We start from the raw sequence: 16,858 nt of genomic DNA, 5'->3' as shown, positions 1-16,858 counted from the left end.
CCGCGCTGCTCGACGTGCAGCCGATCAGCGACATCTCGGGCATCGTGGATGCCGACACCTTCGTGCGCCCGATCTATGCGGGCAACGCGCTGGCGACGGTGCAGTCCTCGGACGCGAAGAAGGTGATCACCGTCCGCGCCGCCTCTTTCGACCCGGCGGCCCCCGAGGGCGGCTCCGCCCCGATCGAGCCGGCGCAGCCCGCCGCCGACCCGGGCGTCTCCTCCTTCGTCGGCGCCGAGATCGTGAAGAGCGAGCGCCCCGAGCTGACCGCTGCCCGCGTGGTCGTCTCCGGCGGCCGTGCCATCGGCTCGGCGGAGAACTTCAAGATCCTGGACGGCATCGCGGACAAGCTCGGCGCCGCCGTCGGCGCCTCCCGTGCCGCGGTGGATGCCGGCTACGCGCCGAACGACCTGCAGGTCGGCCAGACCGGCAAGATCGTCGCGCCTGAGCTCTACATGGCCTTCGGCATCTCGGGCGCGATCCAGCACCTGGCCGGCATGAAGGACAGCAAGGTCATCGTCGCCATCAACAAGGACGAGGAGGCACCGATCTTCCAGGTCGCCGATTACGGCCTGGTCGGCGACATCTTCAAGGTGATCCCGGAGCTCGAGGCGGAGCTCTCCAAGTGAGCGAGGTGCCGCCCGCCGCCGCAGGCGGCACCCAACCGAGCATTAACTCCGTCGGCGTCATCGGCGCCGGCCAGATGGGCAATGGCATCGCGCATGTCGCGGCCCAGGCCGGCCTGGCCGTCACCATGATCGACGTGAAGGCGGAGGCGCTGGAAAAGGCGCTCTCCACCATCAAGAAGAACATGGAGCGTCAGGTCTCCAAGGGCGCCCTTTCGGCCGAGGACCGCGACGCGGCCCTCGCCCGCATCACCACCGGCACCGAAATGTCGGCCCTTTCGGATGCCGACATCGTCATCGAGGCGGCGACTGAGCGGGAAGATCTGAAGAAGTCCATCTTCGGGTCGCTCTGCCCGCATCTGAAGCCCTCCGCGATCCTCGCGACCAACACCTCCTCCATTCCCATCACCCGTCTCGCGGCCGCTTCCGACCGCCCGGCGCGCTTCATCGGCATGCATTTCATGAATCCGGTGCCGGTGATGAAGCTGGTGGAGGTGATCCGCGGCATCGCGACCGATGAGCCCACCTACCAGGCCGTCGAAGCCCTCGCCCGCCGCATGGGCAAGACCACCGCGACCAGCGAGGACTTCCCGGGCTTCATCGTCAACCGCATCCTGCTGCCGATGATCAACGAAGCCGTCTATGCCCTGCATGAGGGCGTGGGCGATGTCGTCTCCATCGATACCGGCATGAAGCTCGGTACCAACCAGCCCATGGGTCCGCTGGAACTGGCGGATTTCATTGGCCTGGATACCTGCCTTTCCATCATGCAGGTGCTCTACCAGGGCATGAGCGACAGCAAGTACCGGCCCTGCCCGCTTCTGGTGAAATATGTCGAGGCCGGCTGGCTCGGCCGGAAGACCGGGCGCGGCTTCTACGACTATTCAGGCGATCAGCCGCGGCCGACGCGTTAAGGGGAAAAAAGCCGGGGAGAAGGAATTCTCCCCGGGCCCCTTATCTTTCTCTTCAAGTTTGGGGCGTGTTCCCTCACCCCGCGGAGCGCAGGCTCAGTTCCGCGATGCCGGCAGCCAGATTCACCCCGGTGCTGCTCTCAATGGCCAGCGGCTGCAGCGTCACCTGACTCCCGCTACCGCCGACCAGCACCGCGCTGCCGACGCCCACGCCCGCCGACACATTGGACGACGCGCCACCATAATTGCCCGCCAGGCTGCCCGGCCCGATATTCTGGCCGGTGCTCACGACATCCCACAGCATCGTGCCGCGGCCCGTGACGCCGATATCGACGCCGAAACGCCGGATCTCGCCGACATAGCGCTCCACAGGCCCATTGGCCGGCCGGAACTCGCAGGACAGATTGCGGGTGGAGCCGAAAACAAAGCTGACGCCGCCGGAGACGTCGCATTGCAGTCGCCCCACGCGCGCATTGCCGGCGGGCCGCTGGGGCTGCACCATCACCGTGCCCGTCTGGACCATGCCCGGCGGAATCGCGCTGCCCGGCGGCAGGACGACTCCCGGCACCATCTGGACCTGCGAGGGCTGCTGCTGAACCACCACCGCCCCCGGTGCGGCAGGCTGGCCGGGCACCACCACGGTCGGGGCCGGTGCGGCGCTGACCAGGGGTTTGTCGCCCGGCGCCGGTGGAACATGAACGACCGGCGGCGGCCCGGCAGCCTCGTCTTTGCTCTGCGCCAGGGCGGGGCCGGCAGTCAAAAAAACAACCACGGCCGCCAGGAACGGCCGGGCCGAAACGCGTGTCATGGCGTCGATTCCTCGATATTCCCGTCCGGAAACGCGAGGAATTCGTCAGCCCGTCTCCCTCGCCTTCCCGGCCGATACCGAAGAACGTACGGCCCCCGCCCTGGCTTCATCCGCCACCGCCCAGCCGGGCTGCGGCACCAGCACGCGCCGCGGCCGCGCAGGCGCCCGGGCGGTCGGAATCAGCCCCAGAACCGACTTTTTCGCCTCGATCAGGGTCACGCCACCGAATTGCGGCGCCAGGGCCCGGCCTGCCGCTTCCCAAAGCCGCGCGCCCTTCAGCAGCGGCCGGAACCCGAAGGGCGGGATGAAAAGCGCCGCCTCCCGCCGCTCCACCTCGAACATCGACCGCTCCAGCAACCGGGCGAGTTGGCCGGGGGAATAGGGTTGCCCATGGCCGAAAGGAGTGTGCTCCAGATGTGCCCAGACCGAACGCCGGTTGGGCACCACCGCCAGCAGCCTCCCCTCAGGCCGCAGCACCCGCCAAGCCTCGCGCAGCATCCGGCGGGCGTTCTCCGCCGCCTCCAGCCCGTGCACCAGAAGGATGTTGTCGAAGGACAGGTCGGCGAAGGGCAGCCGGTCCTCATCGGCCAGCGTCGCGGCACAACGCCCATCGGGCGGCCAGGCCAACATGCCGGTCCCGGCCAGCGTCGCGGGCGTGGCCGAAACCAGTCGCGCCGCCCCGCGCCGCCAAAGGCGCAGATAGGGCCCGGCATGGCCCAGCCCTAGCACCTCCCGCCCCGTCAGCTCCGGCCAGACCTGCCGCAGCCGCGCGCGCAGGATGCGCCGGGTCACCGCCCCCAGCGGCGCGTCGTAGAAGCCCTGCAAACCGCGGGCGGTGAAGTGGACCTCGGCGGCCATGACGTAGATATAGGATGTCCGAAGCCAGGGAGACAGGCGATGACGTGGACGATCCGGGCCGTGCCCAACCTCTCCGACAACTATGCCTGGCTGCTGCGGGACGAGGCCACCGGCCTGGTCGCCCTCTGCGATCCCGGCGAGGCCGCCCCGAATCTGGCCGCCCTGAAGACCATGCCCGAGCCCGGCCGGCTGGACTGGGTGCTGCTGACCCATCACCACCCCGACCATATCGACGGCGTGGCGGAAGTGGTGAAGGCCACCGGCGCCAAGGTGCTGGGCGCCGCTGCCGATGCCCACCGCCTGCCGAAGCTCGACCTCTCCGTGCGCCCTGGCGACCATGTGCCGCTCGGCAGCGCCACGATCGAGGTCCTGGACAGCCCCGGCCACACGCTCGGCCATATCGCCCTCTACATCGCCGATGCCCATGCGGTGCTCTGCGGCGACACCCTCTTCTCCCTCGGCTGCGGGCGCCTGCTGGAGGGTACGCCCGCCGACATGTACCGCGCGCTCCGTCTGCTCGACGCCCTGCCCGGCGACACACTGGTCCTCTGCGGCCATGAATACACCGAGAGCAACGCCCGCTTCGCCCTGACGGTGGAGCCGGACAACGCCGCCCTGAAGGCCCGCGCCGAAGAGGTCCGCCACCTCCGCAAGGAGGGCAAGGCCACCGTCCCCACCACGCTGGACCAGGAACGTGCCACCAACCCCTTCCTGCGCGCGAAGGATGTGGAGCAGCTCGCCGAACGCCGGAAGGCCAAGGACGTCTTCAAGGGCTGAAGCCCCGATGTTCTACGAACCGAGAAACGGCCACGGCCTGCCCTGGGATCCCTTCAAGGCGATCGTGGCCCCGCGCCCGATCGGCTGGATCTCCACTATCGACGCGCAGGGCCGCACGAACCTCGCCCCCTACAGCTACTTCGCGATCGTCCATAACGCGCCGCCGATGATCGCCTTCGGCAGCGAGGGGCTGAAGCACTCCGCCGCCAATGCCCGCGCGACGGGCGAATTCACCTTCAGCCTCGCCACCCGCGCGCTGTTCGAGGCGATGAACGCCTCCTCCGGCAATCAGCCGGAGGGGGTGAGCGAGTTCGAGGCCGCCAGCATCCAGGCCGCCCCCAGCCGCCTGGTCCGCCCGCCCCGGGTGGCGGAAAGCCCCGCCGCCCTCGAATGCCGCGTCGTCCATGCCATGGAACTGCACGACCAGGACGGACGCCCGAGCAACGGCTTCCTCACCATCGGCCAGGTCGTCGGCGTCCATATCGACGAGCGCTATCTCCGCGATGGCCGCTTCGACATGGTCGCCGCCGGCACCATCGCCCGCAGCGGCTACCGCGACTACGTCCATGTCACCGAGCTGTTCGAGGCTTTGCGCCCGACGGACGAGGGAAGCTTTCCAGCGGTTCCCGGGCGCTGAGCCCCGGCATCTCGCCGCATGGGGTGCGCCGGCCTAACCTGCCGCCAAAGCCACACGGAATCGCCCATGCGCCTCCTCGCCTCCTCCAGCAGCCCCTTCGCCCGCAAGGTCCGCGCCTGCGCCATCCTGCGCGGCGTTGATGCGGGGATCGAGATCGTGCCGACCAGCCCCCAGGACCGCCCGCCGGAGCTCCTGGCCGCAAATCCCCTCGGCAAGATCCCCGTCCTCCTCCTCGAAGACGGAACGGCCATCTTCGACAGCCCGGTGATCTGCGACTATCTCGACACGCTCGGCGATGCCCCGCCCCTGATGCCGCCCGCCGGCCCTGCCCGCCTGCGCGCCGGTACCATGCAGGCCCTGGCCGACGGCATCCTGGACGCCGCCGTGGCCCGCCGCGTCCAGATGGCCTGGCCGCAGGACGAGGGCCGCGCCAAGTTCGACGCCCGCCAGAAGAAGGTCATCGAACGCGGCCTCGACCGCCTCGAAGCCGACCCGCCCCAGGGCCTGAATGATGTCGGCGCCGTCGCGGTCGCCTGCGCCCTCGGCTATCTCGACCTGCGCTTCCCGGCCGAGCCCTGGCGCGACAGCCGCCCGAACCTCGCCGCCTGGCTCGCCTCGGTCGCCGCCCTGCCCGCCCTGGCGAGCACAGCCCCCGCATGAACCTGCGCGACCCCGGCCTGGACCCCGCCACCGTCATCGCCGCCCTGGATCTCCGCCCCCATCCGGAGGGCGGCCATTACCGGGAGACCTGGCGCGACACCCCACCCGATGGCAGCCGCGGCGCCGGCACCTCCATCCTCTTCCTCCTCGCCGCCGGGGAACGCAGCCACTGGCACCGCGTGGATGCCGCCGAGGGATGGCACTGGCATGCCGGCGCCCCCCTCGCCCTGCGCGTCTCGGATGGCGGCTCCCCGGTGGCCCAGCGCCTCGGCCCGGACCTCTCCTCCGGCGAAGCCCTCTTCGCCGTGGTTCCGAAGGGCCATTGGCAGGCCGCGGAAAGCCTCGGCGCCTGGACCCTGGTGGGCTGCACGGTCAGCCCCGCTTTCACCTTCGCCGGTTTCGAGATGGCGCCTGGAGGCTGGGAACCCGGCTGAAACCGGCCCCAGGGGCAAAGGCAGCACCGGACCGCTCATGGCGGAAAAAACCGCTGAACCAGTCGGGATTTAGGCCACCTCACTTTTCGTTGACCCTTCGGCCCGCCGTAGTTTACGGCAGCAAGCGCCGGGGGAGGCCGGCAGGTTTGTTGCACGCCCCGACCGCCTTTGTCCTCAGCTTCGCTCTGGCGGCGACCTGCGGGGCCATCCTCCTCTTTCTTTGGGTCCAGAACCGCCGGGATATGGCTGTTGCCAGCTGGGGCATCGGCCATTCGATAGCGGCCATCGCCCTGCCCCTGCTGGCGATGCGGGGGCTGGTGCCTGACCTCCTTTCGATCCAGCTCGGCAATGCCCTGATGGCAGTCTGCTACGGGCTGATCTGGGCGGGAGCCCGCCAGTTCAACGGCCTGCGCGTCCGGCCCGTCCTGACAGCCGGTGGGGCTCTGGCCTGGCTGGCCGCCTGCCAGGTTCCGGCCTTCTACGACAGTATCGGCGCCCGCGTCTTCGCCATGGGCCTGGTGGCGGCCGTCTATTATCTTGCTGCCGCCTGGGAATTCCGACGCGGTGGCGCCCGGCGCCCGTTGCGCTCGCTTCCCCTGATCATCGGTATCCTCATCGCCAATGCGGGCGCTTATCTGCTCCGGGTTCCCTTTCTCATCCTCGGCCCCATCCACGCCTCGGCAGAGGGCCTGCCCGTCGGTCTCTGGCTCGACATCCTCGTCATCGTCGGAACCGCCCTGGGCGGCAGCACCGCCCTTGCCATCGTGGCCCTGCTTCGCGAGAAGGAGGGGCTCGAGGCCAATGCCGCCCTCCGCGCGGCTCGCGACGCAGCCGACCGCGCCAGTGCCGGCAAGACCCGCTTCCTCGCCCATCTGAGCCATGAGTTGCGGACCCCGCTCAATGGCGTCCTTGGCCTCGCCCAGCTCCTCGAATCCGATCCCGATCTGACCGGCGAGCAGCGGGAACGCGCGGCCCTGCTGGAGCGTGCCGGCCGCCACCTGAACGACCTGCTGAACGACGTGCTCGACCTTTCCGCGATCGAGGCCGGGCGGCTGGAGCTGGTGCCCGTTCCCACCCATCTTCCGCCGCTGCTGGAGGATGCCGCCGGCATCGCCCGCGCCGCCGCCGAGGCCAAGGGCGTGAAGCTTTGCCTGGACGCCGCGCCCGACCTGCCGCGGGCGGTGCTCTGCGATCCGCTGCGGGTGCGCCAGATCCTGCACAACCTGCTGGGAAATGCGGTGAAGTTCACCCCGGCCGCCGGCAAAGTCACCCTCTCCGTCCACCGCCGCGCCGGGGGCGGCCTTATCATGACCGTCATCGATGACGGCCCGGGCGTGCCCGAGGATTTCCGCAGCCGCCTCTTCGAGGATTACACCCGTGCGACGCGGGAGGCCGCCAAGGGCGATGGCACCGGCCTCGGCCTCGCCATCTCCGCCGGTCTCGCCCAGGCAATGGATGGCTCCATCCGCTTCGGCACCGCCCCGGGCGGCCGGGGAAGTGTCTTCGAGGCCTGGCTTCCTCTGCCCGAATGCGAGCCCCCGCCGCCCGTGGCGGCGCCCGAGCCCGGCTTAATCTGCCCCACAAGCCTGCATGTGTTGATCGTGGACGACGTGGCCGTGAACCGCCTCATCCTGCGCGTCATGCTTGAACGTGCCGGCCATCGCGTGGAGGAGGTATCGAGCGGCCATGCTGCCCTCGCCGTCCTGGCCGGGGAAGGCCCGCTGCCCGACCTCGTGCTGATGGACGTGCTGATGCCCGGGATGGACGGGCTGGAGACCACCCGCCGCGTCCGCGCCCTGCCCGGCCCGGCCGCCCGGCTGCGCATCCTGGCCATCTCGGCCAGCGCCATGCCCGACCAGATCGCGGCCTGCCTGGCCGCGGGCATGAACGGCCACATTCCGAAGCCGGTGGAACGCCAGGTGCTTCTCGCCGCTCTAGCCACCACGGAACAGGCTCACGCCTGAGCCGGGCCCGGCGCCTTGACGCCGCCTGCCCGGAGGGGGACACCGAACCCCACACAACGAAGCCCCCGGCGCTCCAACCGCCGGCCGGGCCAGGAGCCCTTCTCCCTATGTCCCAGCGCGTTTTCTCCGGCATCCAGCCGTCTGGCGTCCCGACCCTCGGTAACTATCTGGGCGCCATCCGCAACTGGGTACCGATGCAGGACACGCATGAGAGCATCTTCTGCGTGGTGGACCAGCACGCCATCACGCAGTGGCAGGACCCGAAGGAGCTGACGCGCCAGACGCGTGACATGGCCGCCGCCCTGCTCGCCTGCGGGCTCGACCCGAACCGCTGCATCCTCTTCGTGCAGTCGCATGTGCACGCGCATACGCGCCTGGCCTGGATCTTCAACTGCGTCGCCCGCATCGGCTGGCTGAACCGCATGACCCAGTTCAAGGACAAGGCCGGCAAGGATCGCGAGAATGCGGGCAGCGGCCTCTATGTCTATCCGAACCTCATGGCCGCCGACATCCACGCCTATCACGCCACCCGCGTGCCGGTGGGCGAGGACCAGAAGCAGCACCTGGAGCTGGCGAACGACATCGCTGAGAAGTTCAACCACGACTACGGCGTGGATTTCTTCCCGCATATTGACGCCCACATCATGGGCGTCGCCGCCCGCGTGATGTCGCTGCGCGACGGCACGAAGAAGATGAGCAAGTCGGATCCCTCCGACCAGTCGCGCATCAACCTGACCGATGATGCCGACACCATCTCCCTCAAGATCCGCCGCGCGAAGACGGACCCCGAGCCCCTGCCTTCCGAGGTCCAGGGCCTGGAAGGCCGCCCGGAGGCGCGCAACCTCGTCGGCATCCTCGCCGCCATCACCGACACCACGCCGGAAGATGTGCTGCGCGAGTATGGCGGCCAGGGTTTCGGCACCTTCAAGGGCGTGCTGGCGGATGCGCTCGTCGCCCATCTCACCCCGATCGCCGATGAGACCCGCCGCTTGCTGGCCGATCCCGGCGCCGTGGATTCGCTGCTGCGAAAGGGCGCCGACCGCGCCCGCGCCATCGCGGAGCCGATCGTGAACAAGGCGGAGGAGCTGGTCGGCTTCCTGCCGCCACGCTGACCCGTCCCACCGCGTGCTGAAGGGCATCCTCACCGTCGGCGGCTGGACCATGGCCAGCCGCCTTCTCGGCTTCCTGCGTGACATGCTGATCGCGGCCAGCCTCGGCGCCGGCCCGATCGCGGATGCCTTCTTCATCGCACTCAAGCTGCCGAACCTCTTCCGGCGGCTCTTCGGCGAAGGCGCCTTCAACGCCGCCTTCGTCCCCGCCTTCGCCGCCACGCTCACCCTGAACGGCCCCGCCCAGGCCCGCGCCCTGGCGGAGCGCATGTCCACGCTGATGACGCTGTGGCTGACCCTGCTCACCGGCCTCGGCCTCGTCTTCATGCCCCAAGTGCTGCACGTCCTTGCCCCAGGCTTCGCGGATGAACCGGTCCGCTTCCAGCTCGCGGTCGAGATGACGCGGATCACCTTCCCCTATCTCGTCTTCATCTGCCTCACCGCGCTCATCTCCGGCGTACTGAATGGGCTGGACCGCTTCGCCGCCGCCGCCGGTGCGCCCATCCTGTTCAATCTTCTCTCCATGGCCGCGCTCTTCGCGCTCACGCCCTACGTCGCGACGCCCGGCCACGCCCTTGCCTGGGGCGTCACCATTTCCGGCGCCGCGCAGCTGCTCCTGGTCTGGATCGCCGCCGCCCGCGCCGGCATGCCCATGCGGATCATCTCGCTCCCCCGCCTCACGCCCGAGGTGCGGGATGTGCTCCGCCGCATGCTGCCCGGCCTCGTCGGCGCCGGCGTCACCCAGCTCAACCTGGCGGTGGACGTCATCATCGCCTCCCTCCTGCCGCCCGGCGCCGTGTCCTACCTCTATTACGCGGACCGCATCGGCCAGCTTCCGCTCGGCGTCATCGGCGCCGCCGTCGGCACGGCGATGCTGCCGCTGCTCGCGAAGCAGATCCGCGGCGGAAAGCCACTTTCCGCCCATCGCACGATCAACCGGGCCCTGGAATTCTCCCTCGCACTCGCCTTGCCCGCGGCCGCGGCCCAGGCCGTGCTCGCCTGGCCCATCATCGCCGCCCTCTTCCTCCGTGGCGCCTTTGGAGAATTGGAAGCGGCCGCAACGGCCGCCGCCCTCACCGTCTATGCCCTTGGCCTGCCTGCCTTCATCCTGGTGAAGGCCTATGTCCCCGGCTTCTTCGCGCGCGGCGACACGGCCACCCCCGTGAAGGTCGGCCTCTGCATCGTGGTGCTGAATCTCGCGCTGAACCTGATCCTCACGCGTTTCCTCGCCCATGTCGGCATCGCCCTGGCAACCGGCATCTCCGCCTGGGTCAACGTCATCGTCCTGGCCTGGCTCCTGCGCCGCCGCAACCAGTGGCGCCCCGACCGCCGCCTGCGCCGCCGCCTGCCGCGCCTGCTCATCGCCACCCTGGCCATGACGATCGTGCTGCTGGTCCTGCGCATGGTGATGCCGGAGGCGGTGGGATCGACGGCACGCCTGGTGGTGCTCGCGGTTTACGTCGCGGCGGGGCTGGCCACCTATTTCGGAATCGCGCAGGCCATCGGCGCGTTGCGCCTCAGCGAGTTGCGCCGCCGCCGGTGACCAGCCGGAGAACCGCCGCCCCGCTCAGCGAGGCCGCGCGAGGAAGGTCACCGCCTCCAGATCGAAGCTGCCATCCTCTCCCAGGGCGAAATGCCTCCGCACGATCGGCGGCGCCCCATCCTGAAGGGACCGGATGGCTTCGGCATGCTTCGCGGGGGCCCGCGTGCGGGCGATCCAGCTCGGGAACTCCATCCGCAGCCGGCGCAGCGTCAGCCCCTCCACCATGAAGCCGGCGCGCGACAGGGCGGGAACCCACTCCGCGACGGTGTAGTTCCGGACATGGGACGCGTCCCGCAACAGCTCGACCGCCTGCAAATGCGTATCCAGCACGGGATCCCCAGGTGCGACGGTATCGACGAAAATCGCGCGGCCATCAGGCTTCAGCACCCGCCGCGCCTCCCGCAGCCCGGCCTCCATGTCCTGCCAATGATGCACGGTGAAGCGGCACAGGACGAAGTCGAAAAATGCATCCTCGAAGGGCAGCCGCTCCGCCGGCGCCTGCCGCACGGCGATGTTGGAGAAGCCCCGCTCGGCCGCCGTGTCGGCCACCGCCTTCAGCATGTCCGGCGTTACATCGCAGGCGACGACCTCGGCCACATGCGGCGCCGCGCGATAGCTGACATGCCCGCCCCCGCAGCCCAGGTCCAGCACGCGGGCCGTGCGCTGACCGCGCAACTCGGCCTCGATCTGATCCAGGTCGGCGCCGCTGCTGTGAACGATACTGGTCACGTAGTCCTTGGCCCGTACACCGTATTGCGTGGCGGCGAATTCATGCTGTGACGCGCTCATGGCCTGTCTCTCCGGGGTTAGGCGGCCTTTCTGCACCGGCCCGCAAGCCGGTATAATCGGGGCGGATATACTGGTATCTTCTCTTCCCCCATGCCGATCGCAGCCGAGCAGCGGCGCCTCCTCGGCGCCTTCCTCCGCGCCCATAGAGAGGCGCTCGCCCCCGCTCTCGCGGGGCAGCCGACCAATCCGCTGGGGCGCCGCCGCACACCCGGCCTCCGGCGGGAGGAAGTGGCCCAGCTCTGTGGCCTCAGCACCACCTGGTACACCTGGGTCGAGCAGGGGCGGGACATTGCCCTTTCCGCCGCCGCCCTGGCGCGGCTAGCCGATGCGCTGCGCCTGAGCCCGCCGGAGCGCACCTATCTTTTCGAACTGGCGCGCCGCCGCGATCCGGCCCCACCCGCCGCCACCGCCGAGCCCGACACGGCCCCGCCCGAGTTGCTGGCTGTGCTACGGACCACCGAAGCCCCGGCCTATCTGCTCGACCGGCTCTGGCATGTCCGTGGCTGGAACGTGCCGGCCGGCCGCCTCTTCGCGCCCTGGTTCGGAAGCGGCGAGACCTGCCTGCTGCGCTGGGTGTTCCGCGACGCGGCAGCACGCGATTTCATCGAGGACTGGGATAACCGCGCACGCCGCCTGCTGGCCGAATTCCGCGCCGATACCGCCCATGATCCCGAGGATCCCGCCATGCAGGCCCTGGTGCAGGAACTGCTGCGCAGCAGCGATACCTTCGCGCGTTTCTGGAACAGTCATGCCGTCCTGGCGCGGGAGGGCGGCGCGCGGCGCTTCAACCACCCGCAGCACGGCACTCTGCGCTACGAGCAGGTCACCCTGGTTCCGGCGGCCCATCCCGGCCACAAGCTTGTCATGCTGCTGCCCGCGGCAGCATGAACCGGCCCGGGATGGCAACCGCCATCCCGGAAAACGGCACGCGCGTCAGGCGCGCTTCCGCCGGGGCGCCCGCGGAAGCGGCTGCATCGCCTCCACCCGGATATGCGCGTCCTCGCCGCCGGGCTTGCGCGCATTCTCCGCGAAATGGGCCGCCGCATAGGGCGCCACCTCGACCTGCGTCTCATGCCCGAGGATGCGGATCCGCCCGATCTCGTTGCGCGACACATCGCCCCGCTTGCACAGGAAGGGCAACAGCCAGCGCGGATCGGCTTGGCCGTCACGCCCCACGCCCACGCGGAACCACACGCCCTCGGAAGGTGGGGGCGGGCCACCGGCACTCCGGTGAGGACCACCATCCGCCCCGAAGCCGCGCGGCCCGTCGGCTACGGGCCCACGGCGCGGCCGCTCACCCACCGAAGACAACTCCTCGGGCGCCGGCAGCGGCGCGCGCAGCATCTTCACCAGGGCCGCCGCCAGGGCGAGCGGATCGACACCCGAAGGCGCCGCATCACCTTCCGATCGGCTCCACCCCGCCGGATCGCCGGACAGGCCGGTGATCGTCCGGGCGATCGCCAGATCCTCCTCCGCAGCCTCTTCCCCCAGGATTTCCGTCGCGCGGGCCGCGATGCGCTCGGCATCCTTTGCCCGCACCTGCTCGGCGGAAGGCGCCGGCCCCCAGACCGCGTCCACCTTCGCAACCTGCAGCAGCCGCTCCGCCAGGCGGCGGCGGGCAGGCGGCACGATCAGCAGGCTCACGCCCTTGCGGCCCGCCCGGCCCGTGCGGCCTGAACGGTGCAACAGCGTCTCGGGATCACGCGGCAGTTCCGCATGGATCACCAGGTCCAGCTCCGGCAGGTCAATGCCGCGCGCCGCCACATCGGTGGCCACGCAGATGCGCGCCTTGCGGTCACGCAGGCTTTGCAAGGCCCGCGTCCGCTCCGCCTGTGAAAGCTCGCCCGAAAGCGCCACCGCCGCGAAGCCACGCTCCGCCAAGTTCCCGTGCAGCCGGTTCACCGCTGCCCGGGTGGCGCAGAACACCATCGAGATCGGCGCATCCTCCAGCCGCAGCGCATTCACCACGGCCCGCTCCACATCGCCCGGGGAAACCAGCGCGGCGCGATAGCTGATATCGCCATGCGGCTCGTCGCCGGAGGTCGCCTCGATCCGCAGCGCGTCGCGCTGGAACTGCTTGGCCATCTTCGCAATGCCGGTGGGCACCGTGGCCGAGAACAGCAGCGTCCGCCGCCCCTCCGGCAGCGCGCTCAGGATCGCCTCCAGCTCCTCGCGGAAGCCGAGGTCCAGCATCTCATCCGCCTCATCCAGCACCACGGCCCGGATGGCGTCGGTCTTCAGGTTGCCGCGCTCGATATGGTCGCGCACGCGGCCAGGGGTGCCCACGGCGATCTGCGCGCCCGATTGCAGCACGCGCCGCTCCGTCGCCGGGTCCATGCCGCCGACGCAGGAAGCCACGCGCCCACCGGCCGGCCCGTAGAGCCAGCTCAGCTCCGCCTTCACCTGCAGCGCCAGTTCGCGCGTCGGTGCGACGATCAGCGCAAGCGGCGCACCGGGCGGCGGCAGGCGGGCGGCGTCGCCCAACAGATTGCCAGCCAGGGCCAGCCCATAGGCCACCGTCTTGCCCGACCCGGTCCGGGCCGAAACCAGCAGGTCGCGCCCCGCGGTGCCATCGGCCAGCACGGCGGCCTGCACGGGGGTGGGATTGGCATAGCCGCGGGCGGAAAGCGCATCGCGAAGCGGCGTGGGAAGAGTGTCGAAAGACATGAAGCAGGCGTCCAAGAAAAAGCGGCGCCTGGACGCGGCAGCGTGCTTCGGGGCACGACGTGGCGCGGGGGGTCGGCGCGGCGGGAAGAGCGAGGCACAAGGCACAGCCCTGCGCAGCGCCCCATATCGGTGCCCCTTCCGCAGGCCGCAACCGGTAAGCCCGCATTCCAGCCCTGCGCGGGCCCATCTCACCCGCGCCGGTGGAGCACCATCCCGAGAATCAGGGCCGAGCAGGCGCCCGTCGCCGCCCGCATCGCCCCCGTTGTGTCACCCATCGCCGCCAGCACGAAGGTCGCGATCACCCCCACCGCACCGCCTGCCAACAGGACCAGCGAGAGGCCGCGCATCCGCTGCTCTCCTGCTCAGCGCGGGCTCGCCGGCCGCGCGACCGGCAGGTTGTCCGGCACGGAAGACCGCCCGGCCTCCGAGGTGGAGGGCGCCTGCTGGGAGGCGTCGCGCGGGAAATAGGGATAGGGGCGCGGATAGATGATCTCGCTGGCCGGCCCCGGCGCCCGGATGGGTCCTACCCGTCCGCAGCCCGCCAGCGCCAGCAGCACCCCCAGCCCGAGACCCAGCCCGGCCGCCGCCCTCATGCCAGCTTCTCCCGCCATTCCTGCGCCATGGCCGCCACATTCGCCGGCGCCGTTCCGCCATAGGAGATGCGCGACCGTACCGAGGCCCCGACCGACAGCACGTCGAACACCCCCTCGGTGATGCCCGGCTCCACCGCCTGCATTTCCGCCAGGGTCAGGCCGGACAGGTCCAGGTTCTTGCTCTCCGCCTTCGCGACCAGCCGCCCGGTGACATGGTGGGCATCGCGGAAGGGCAGCTTCAACTCGCGCACCAGCCAGTCCGCCAGATCCGTCGCGGTGGAGAAGCCGGCCCCTGCGGCCTCCTCCATCCGTGCGGCCACTGGCTGCATGTCGCGCACCATCCCCGCCGTCGCGGCCAGGGCCAGGGCCAGGTTCTCCGCCGCGTCGAAGATGCCTTCCTTGTCCTCCTGCATGTCCTTCCCATAGGTCAGGGGCAGGCCCTTCATCACCGTCAGCAGCCCGACCAGCGCGCCGGTGATCCGCCCGGGCTTCGCCCGCACCAGCTCCGCCGCATCCGGGTTCCGCTTCTGCGGCATGATGGAGGAGCCGGTGGTGAAGGCGTCCGACAGCTTGATGAAATTGAAATAGGGGTTGGTCCAGATCACCACCTCTTCCGCGAAGCGGGAGAGATGGGTCGCGCAGATCGCGCAGGCCGAAAGGAATTCCAGCGCGAAATCGCGGGATGCCACGGAATCCAGGCTGTTCCGCGTCGGCCCGTCAAAGCCCAGCGCCTTGGCCGTCAGGTGGCGATCAATCGGGAACCCCGTCCCGCACAGCGCCGCCGCCCCCAGCGGGCTCTCATTCAGCCGGCGGCGCGCATCCGCCAGCCGTCCCCGGTCGCGCGACAGCATCTCGACATAAGCCAGCAGATGATGCCCGAAGGTGGTGGGCTGCGCCGGCTGAAGATGGGTGAAACCCGGCATCACCGTGTCCGCATGCTCCGCCGCACGCTCCACCAGCGCCCGCATCACATCGGCGATCTGCGCATCCAGCCCGTCAATCGCATCCCGCGTCCAAAGCCGCACATCCAGCGCCACCTGGTCGTTCCGCGAACGCGCCGTGTGCAGGCGCTTGCCGGCCTCGCCGATCCGCTCGGTCAGCCGCGCCTCGATATTCATGTGGATGTCCTCCAGCGCCTCGCTGAAGGGGAACCCGCCCGCCTCGATCTCCTTGCCGATGGCCTCCAGCCCCTTGCGGATCGCAACCTCGTCCTCTGCGGAGATGATCCCCACATGCGCCAGCATCGCGGCATGGGCGAGCGAACCCTTGATGTCCTGCCGCCACATCTTGCGATCGAAACCGATCGAGGCATTGATCGCCTGCATGATGGCGGAGGGACCGGCCGCGTAGCGCCCGCCCCAAGCGGCGTTGGCAGAATTGTTCGGCTTGGCGTGATCGTCGGGCACGGGAAGGGAGATCTCTCAGGTGGTGACTTACGGGCGTCGCGAGGCAGCGACCCTTATCGGGGCCCTGCTGGCCGGCGGGACACTAGGCGCGGCCCTGCCCCCAGGTCCAGCACAGGCGCAAAGCATCGGCAGGTTAAAGGAGGACGGCCCCAAGCCCCTCCCCGCCTTCACCGTCACCGACCCCGAGGGCAAGACCCGCGACATCGCCTCCTTTGCCGGCAAGGGCCTGGTCCTGAACCTCTGGGCCACCTGGTGCCCGCCCTGCGTGGAGGAAATGCCCGCCCTGGACCGGCTGGCCGCCCTGCTGGCGCCCGAGGACATCCTGGTCGTCCCCGCCTCCTCCGACCGCAACGGCCGCGCCCAGGTGGAGCCCTTCTATGCCCGCACCGGCATCAAGAACCTGGGCATCTGGCTGGACCCCAACTCCGCCGCCAGCCGCGCCCTCGGCGCCCGCGGCCTTCCCACCACCATCCTGATCGACCGCGAAGGGCGTGAACGCGCACGGCTGGAAGGCGCGGCGGATTGGAGCGGTGCGGCGCTGCTGGCGGATGTGCGGCGGCTCTGCGGGGATGGAAAGCGGGAAGCGGTGACGCAGCCAACATAGAAGAAGGCCGGGGGGATACGTCCCCCCGGCCCTGTTTCACCGCCGAAGGCTGAACCGGATCGGCACCACCAGATCCATGGTCGCCTCTCCCCAGTCGCTCGGCAGCGGCGGCATGTTCACCCGCTGCAGCATCGCCTCGGCCTCCGCGTCCAGATCCTCGTCGCCCGAACTGCGGACCATGCGCGCCGTCACCACCCGCCCATCCCGGGCCAGGGTGAAGCGCATCATCACCACCCCCTCCGCGCGCCGGGCCCGCGCACCCATGGGGTAGCGCTGCACCCGCGCCAGCGCCGCCTGGATCATCCCGACATAGCTGGGCGGCACGGAGGAGGCGCGCGCTGGCGCCGCCGCCGGGGCAGGCGTCGGCGCCACAGGTGCCACTGGGGCCGCGGGCGGCGCATAGGGCTGCACCGGCGCCTGCTCCGCCACCTGCGGCCGGCGCGGCTGCGGCGGCGGGGTAGGCCGCGGCGCG

At 70.1% G+C, this 16,858-nt stretch carries 19 protein-coding genes; 11 read left to right on the top strand and 8 right to left on the bottom strand.

The window, feature by feature from the left end; all coding sequences use genetic code 11:
* A partial coding sequence (locus ACO1BU_RS27420) for an FAD-binding protein (protein WP_424139150.1) occupies positions 1-629 on the top strand: 629 nt, incomplete at its 5' end.
* Complete coding sequence (locus ACO1BU_RS27415; RefSeq protein ID WP_481133244.1) at positions 626-1,540, top strand: 3-hydroxybutyryl-CoA dehydrogenase; 915 nt, start codon at positions 626-628, stop codon at positions 1,538-1,540. The genes ACO1BU_RS27420 and ACO1BU_RS27415, both read left to right, overlap by 4 nt.
* A gap of 73 nt (positions 1,541-1,613) precedes the next feature.
* On the opposite strand, the gene ACO1BU_RS27410 is transcribed toward ACO1BU_RS27415, so the two are convergent.
* Entirely contained in the window at positions 1,614-2,345 is a 732-nt protein-coding gene (locus tag ACO1BU_RS27410) for a DUF992 domain-containing protein (RefSeq protein ID WP_424139149.1), read from the bottom strand.
* Positions 2,346-2,390: 45 nt separating this feature from the next.
* On the bottom strand, positions 2,391-3,203 hold the full coding sequence (locus tag ACO1BU_RS27405) for a class I SAM-dependent methyltransferase (RefSeq protein WP_424139148.1): 813 nt from the start codon (positions 3,201-3,203) through the stop codon (positions 2,391-2,393).
* A 39-nt stretch (positions 3,204-3,242) separates the two neighbouring features.
* Between ACO1BU_RS27405 and gloB the strand changes: the two genes are divergently transcribed.
* From gloB to murJ, 7 genes are all read left to right on the top strand, one after another.
* Positions 3,243-3,980: a hydroxyacylglutathione hydrolase gene (gene gloB / locus ACO1BU_RS27400; RefSeq protein WP_424139147.1), complete on the top strand. Its 738-nt coding sequence runs from the start codon at positions 3,243-3,245 to the stop codon at positions 3,978-3,980.
* Positions 3,981-3,987: 7 nt separating this feature from the next.
* Entirely contained in the window at positions 3,988-4,617 is a 630-nt protein-coding gene (locus ACO1BU_RS27395; protein ID WP_424139146.1) for a flavin reductase family protein, read from the top strand.
* A 66-nt stretch (positions 4,618-4,683) separates the two neighbouring features.
* Positions 4,684-5,277, top strand: coding sequence for a glutathione S-transferase N-terminal domain-containing protein (locus ACO1BU_RS27390; RefSeq protein WP_424139145.1), 594 nt, complete (start codon positions 4,684-4,686; stop codon positions 5,275-5,277).
* Positions 5,274-5,711 (top strand): cupin domain-containing protein, encoded by a 438-nt coding sequence (locus ACO1BU_RS27385; protein WP_424139144.1) that lies wholly within the window; start codon positions 5,274-5,276, stop codon positions 5,709-5,711. The genes ACO1BU_RS27390 and ACO1BU_RS27385 overlap by 4 nt, the downstream gene beginning before the upstream one ends.
* A gap of 149 nt (positions 5,712-5,860) precedes the next feature.
* Complete coding sequence (locus tag ACO1BU_RS27380) at positions 5,861-7,675, top strand: ATP-binding protein (RefSeq protein ID WP_424139143.1); 1,815 nt, start codon at positions 5,861-5,863, stop codon at positions 7,673-7,675.
* Positions 7,676-7,782: 107 nt separating this feature from the next.
* Entirely contained in the window at positions 7,783-8,787 is a 1,005-nt protein-coding gene (gene trpS / locus ACO1BU_RS27375; RefSeq protein ID WP_424139142.1) for a tryptophan--tRNA ligase, read from the top strand.
* A 13-nt stretch (positions 8,788-8,800) separates the two neighbouring features.
* Complete coding sequence (murJ, locus tag ACO1BU_RS27370) at positions 8,801-10,327, top strand: murein biosynthesis integral membrane protein MurJ (RefSeq protein WP_424139141.1); 1,527 nt, start codon at positions 8,801-8,803, stop codon at positions 10,325-10,327.
* 24 nt (positions 10,328-10,351) lie between these two features.
* On the opposite strand, the gene ACO1BU_RS27365 is transcribed toward murJ, so the two are convergent.
* Positions 10,352-11,116, bottom strand: a complete 765-nt coding sequence (locus ACO1BU_RS27365) for a class I SAM-dependent methyltransferase (RefSeq protein ID WP_424139140.1) — start codon at positions 11,114-11,116, stop codon at positions 10,352-10,354.
* Positions 11,117-11,206: 90 nt separating this feature from the next.
* Between ACO1BU_RS27365 and ACO1BU_RS27360 the strand changes: the two genes are divergently transcribed.
* Positions 11,207-12,004: a helix-turn-helix transcriptional regulator gene (locus ACO1BU_RS27360; RefSeq protein ID WP_424139139.1), complete on the top strand. Its 798-nt coding sequence runs from the start codon at positions 11,207-11,209 to the stop codon at positions 12,002-12,004.
* Positions 12,005-12,049: 45 nt separating this feature from the next.
* On the opposite strand, the gene ACO1BU_RS27355 is transcribed toward ACO1BU_RS27360, so the two are convergent.
* From ACO1BU_RS27355 to argH, 4 genes are all read right to left on the bottom strand, one after another.
* Entirely contained in the window at positions 12,050-13,783 is a 1,734-nt protein-coding gene (locus ACO1BU_RS27355; protein ID WP_424139138.1) for a DEAD/DEAH box helicase, read from the bottom strand.
* Between the two features lie 188 nt (positions 13,784-13,971).
* Entirely contained in the window at positions 13,972-14,130 is a 159-nt protein-coding gene (locus ACO1BU_RS27350) for a hypothetical protein (RefSeq protein ID WP_424139137.1), read from the bottom strand.
* Between the two features lie 15 nt (positions 14,131-14,145).
* A complete protein-coding gene (locus ACO1BU_RS27345) occupies positions 14,146-14,376 on the bottom strand; it encodes a hypothetical protein (RefSeq protein ID WP_424139136.1) in 231 nt (76 codons plus the stop codon).
* The gene (gene argH / locus ACO1BU_RS27340; protein WP_424139135.1) at positions 14,373-15,782 is read right to left on the bottom strand and encodes an argininosuccinate lyase; all 1,410 of its coding nucleotides are present in this window, start codon (positions 15,780-15,782) and stop codon (positions 14,373-14,375) included. The genes ACO1BU_RS27345 and argH overlap by 4 nt, the downstream gene beginning before the upstream one ends.
* A gap of 19 nt (positions 15,783-15,801) precedes the next feature.
* Here argH and ACO1BU_RS27335 point away from each other — a divergent pair, with 19 nt between their 5' ends.
* Positions 15,802-16,386 (top strand): TlpA family protein disulfide reductase, encoded by a 585-nt coding sequence (locus tag ACO1BU_RS27335; protein ID WP_424139134.1) that lies wholly within the window; start codon positions 15,802-15,804, stop codon positions 16,384-16,386.
* A gap of 36 nt (positions 16,387-16,422) precedes the next feature.
* Here the strand turns inward: ACO1BU_RS27335 and ACO1BU_RS27330 are convergent.
* Positions 16,423-16,858 (bottom strand): energy transducer TonB (locus ACO1BU_RS27330; protein ID WP_424139133.1); only part of this gene is annotated, 436 nt, incomplete at its 5' end.

It is taken from the genome of Roseomonas chloroacetimidivorans (assembly GCF_049629625.1).
In the GTDB taxonomy this organism is placed as follows: Bacteria; Pseudomonadota; Alphaproteobacteria; order Acetobacterales; family Acetobacteraceae; genus Roseomonas; species Roseomonas chloroacetimidivorans.
Note: the sequence above shows the minus strand (reverse complement) of the source record. Positions and strands in the feature narration are given on the sequence as shown.

What these genes read in the sequence shown, in the direction of transcription:
- ACO1BU_RS27410 (WP_424139149.1), bottom strand. Translation starts at nt 2,345, where the DNA reads ATGACACGCGTTTCGGCCCGGCCGTTCCTGGCGGCCGTGGTTGTTTTT.
- ACO1BU_RS27405 (WP_424139148.1), bottom strand. Translation starts at nt 3,203, where the DNA reads ATGGCCGCCGAGGTCCACTTCACCGCCCGCGGTTTGCAGGGCTTCTAC.
- gloB (WP_424139147.1), top strand. Translation starts at nt 3,243, where the DNA reads ATGACGTGGACGATCCGGGCCGTGCCCAACCTCTCCGACAACTATGCC.
- ACO1BU_RS27395 (WP_424139146.1), top strand. Translation starts at nt 3,988, where the DNA reads ATGTTCTACGAACCGAGAAACGGCCACGGCCTGCCCTGGGATCCCTTC.
- ACO1BU_RS27390 (WP_424139145.1), top strand. Translation starts at nt 4,684, where the DNA reads ATGCGCCTCCTCGCCTCCTCCAGCAGCCCCTTCGCCCGCAAGGTCCGC.
- ACO1BU_RS27385 (WP_424139144.1), top strand. Translation starts at nt 5,274, where the DNA reads ATGAACCTGCGCGACCCCGGCCTGGACCCCGCCACCGTCATCGCCGCC.
- trpS (WP_424139142.1), top strand. Translation starts at nt 7,783, where the DNA reads ATGTCCCAGCGCGTTTTCTCCGGCATCCAGCCGTCTGGCGTCCCGACC.
- ACO1BU_RS27365 (WP_424139140.1), bottom strand. Translation starts at nt 11,116, where the DNA reads ATGAGCGCGTCACAGCATGAATTCGCCGCCACGCAATACGGTGTACGG.
- ACO1BU_RS27360 (WP_424139139.1), top strand. Translation starts at nt 11,207, where the DNA reads ATGCCGATCGCAGCCGAGCAGCGGCGCCTCCTCGGCGCCTTCCTCCGC.
- ACO1BU_RS27355 (WP_424139138.1), bottom strand. Translation starts at nt 13,783, where the DNA reads ATGTCTTTCGACACTCTTCCCACGCCGCTTCGCGATGCGCTTTCCGCC.
- ACO1BU_RS27350 (WP_424139137.1), bottom strand. Translation starts at nt 14,130, where the DNA reads ATGCGCGGCCTCTCGCTGGTCCTGTTGGCAGGCGGTGCGGTGGGGGTG.
- ACO1BU_RS27345 (WP_424139136.1), bottom strand. Translation starts at nt 14,376, where the DNA reads ATGAGGGCGGCGGCCGGGCTGGGTCTCGGGCTGGGGGTGCTGCTGGCG.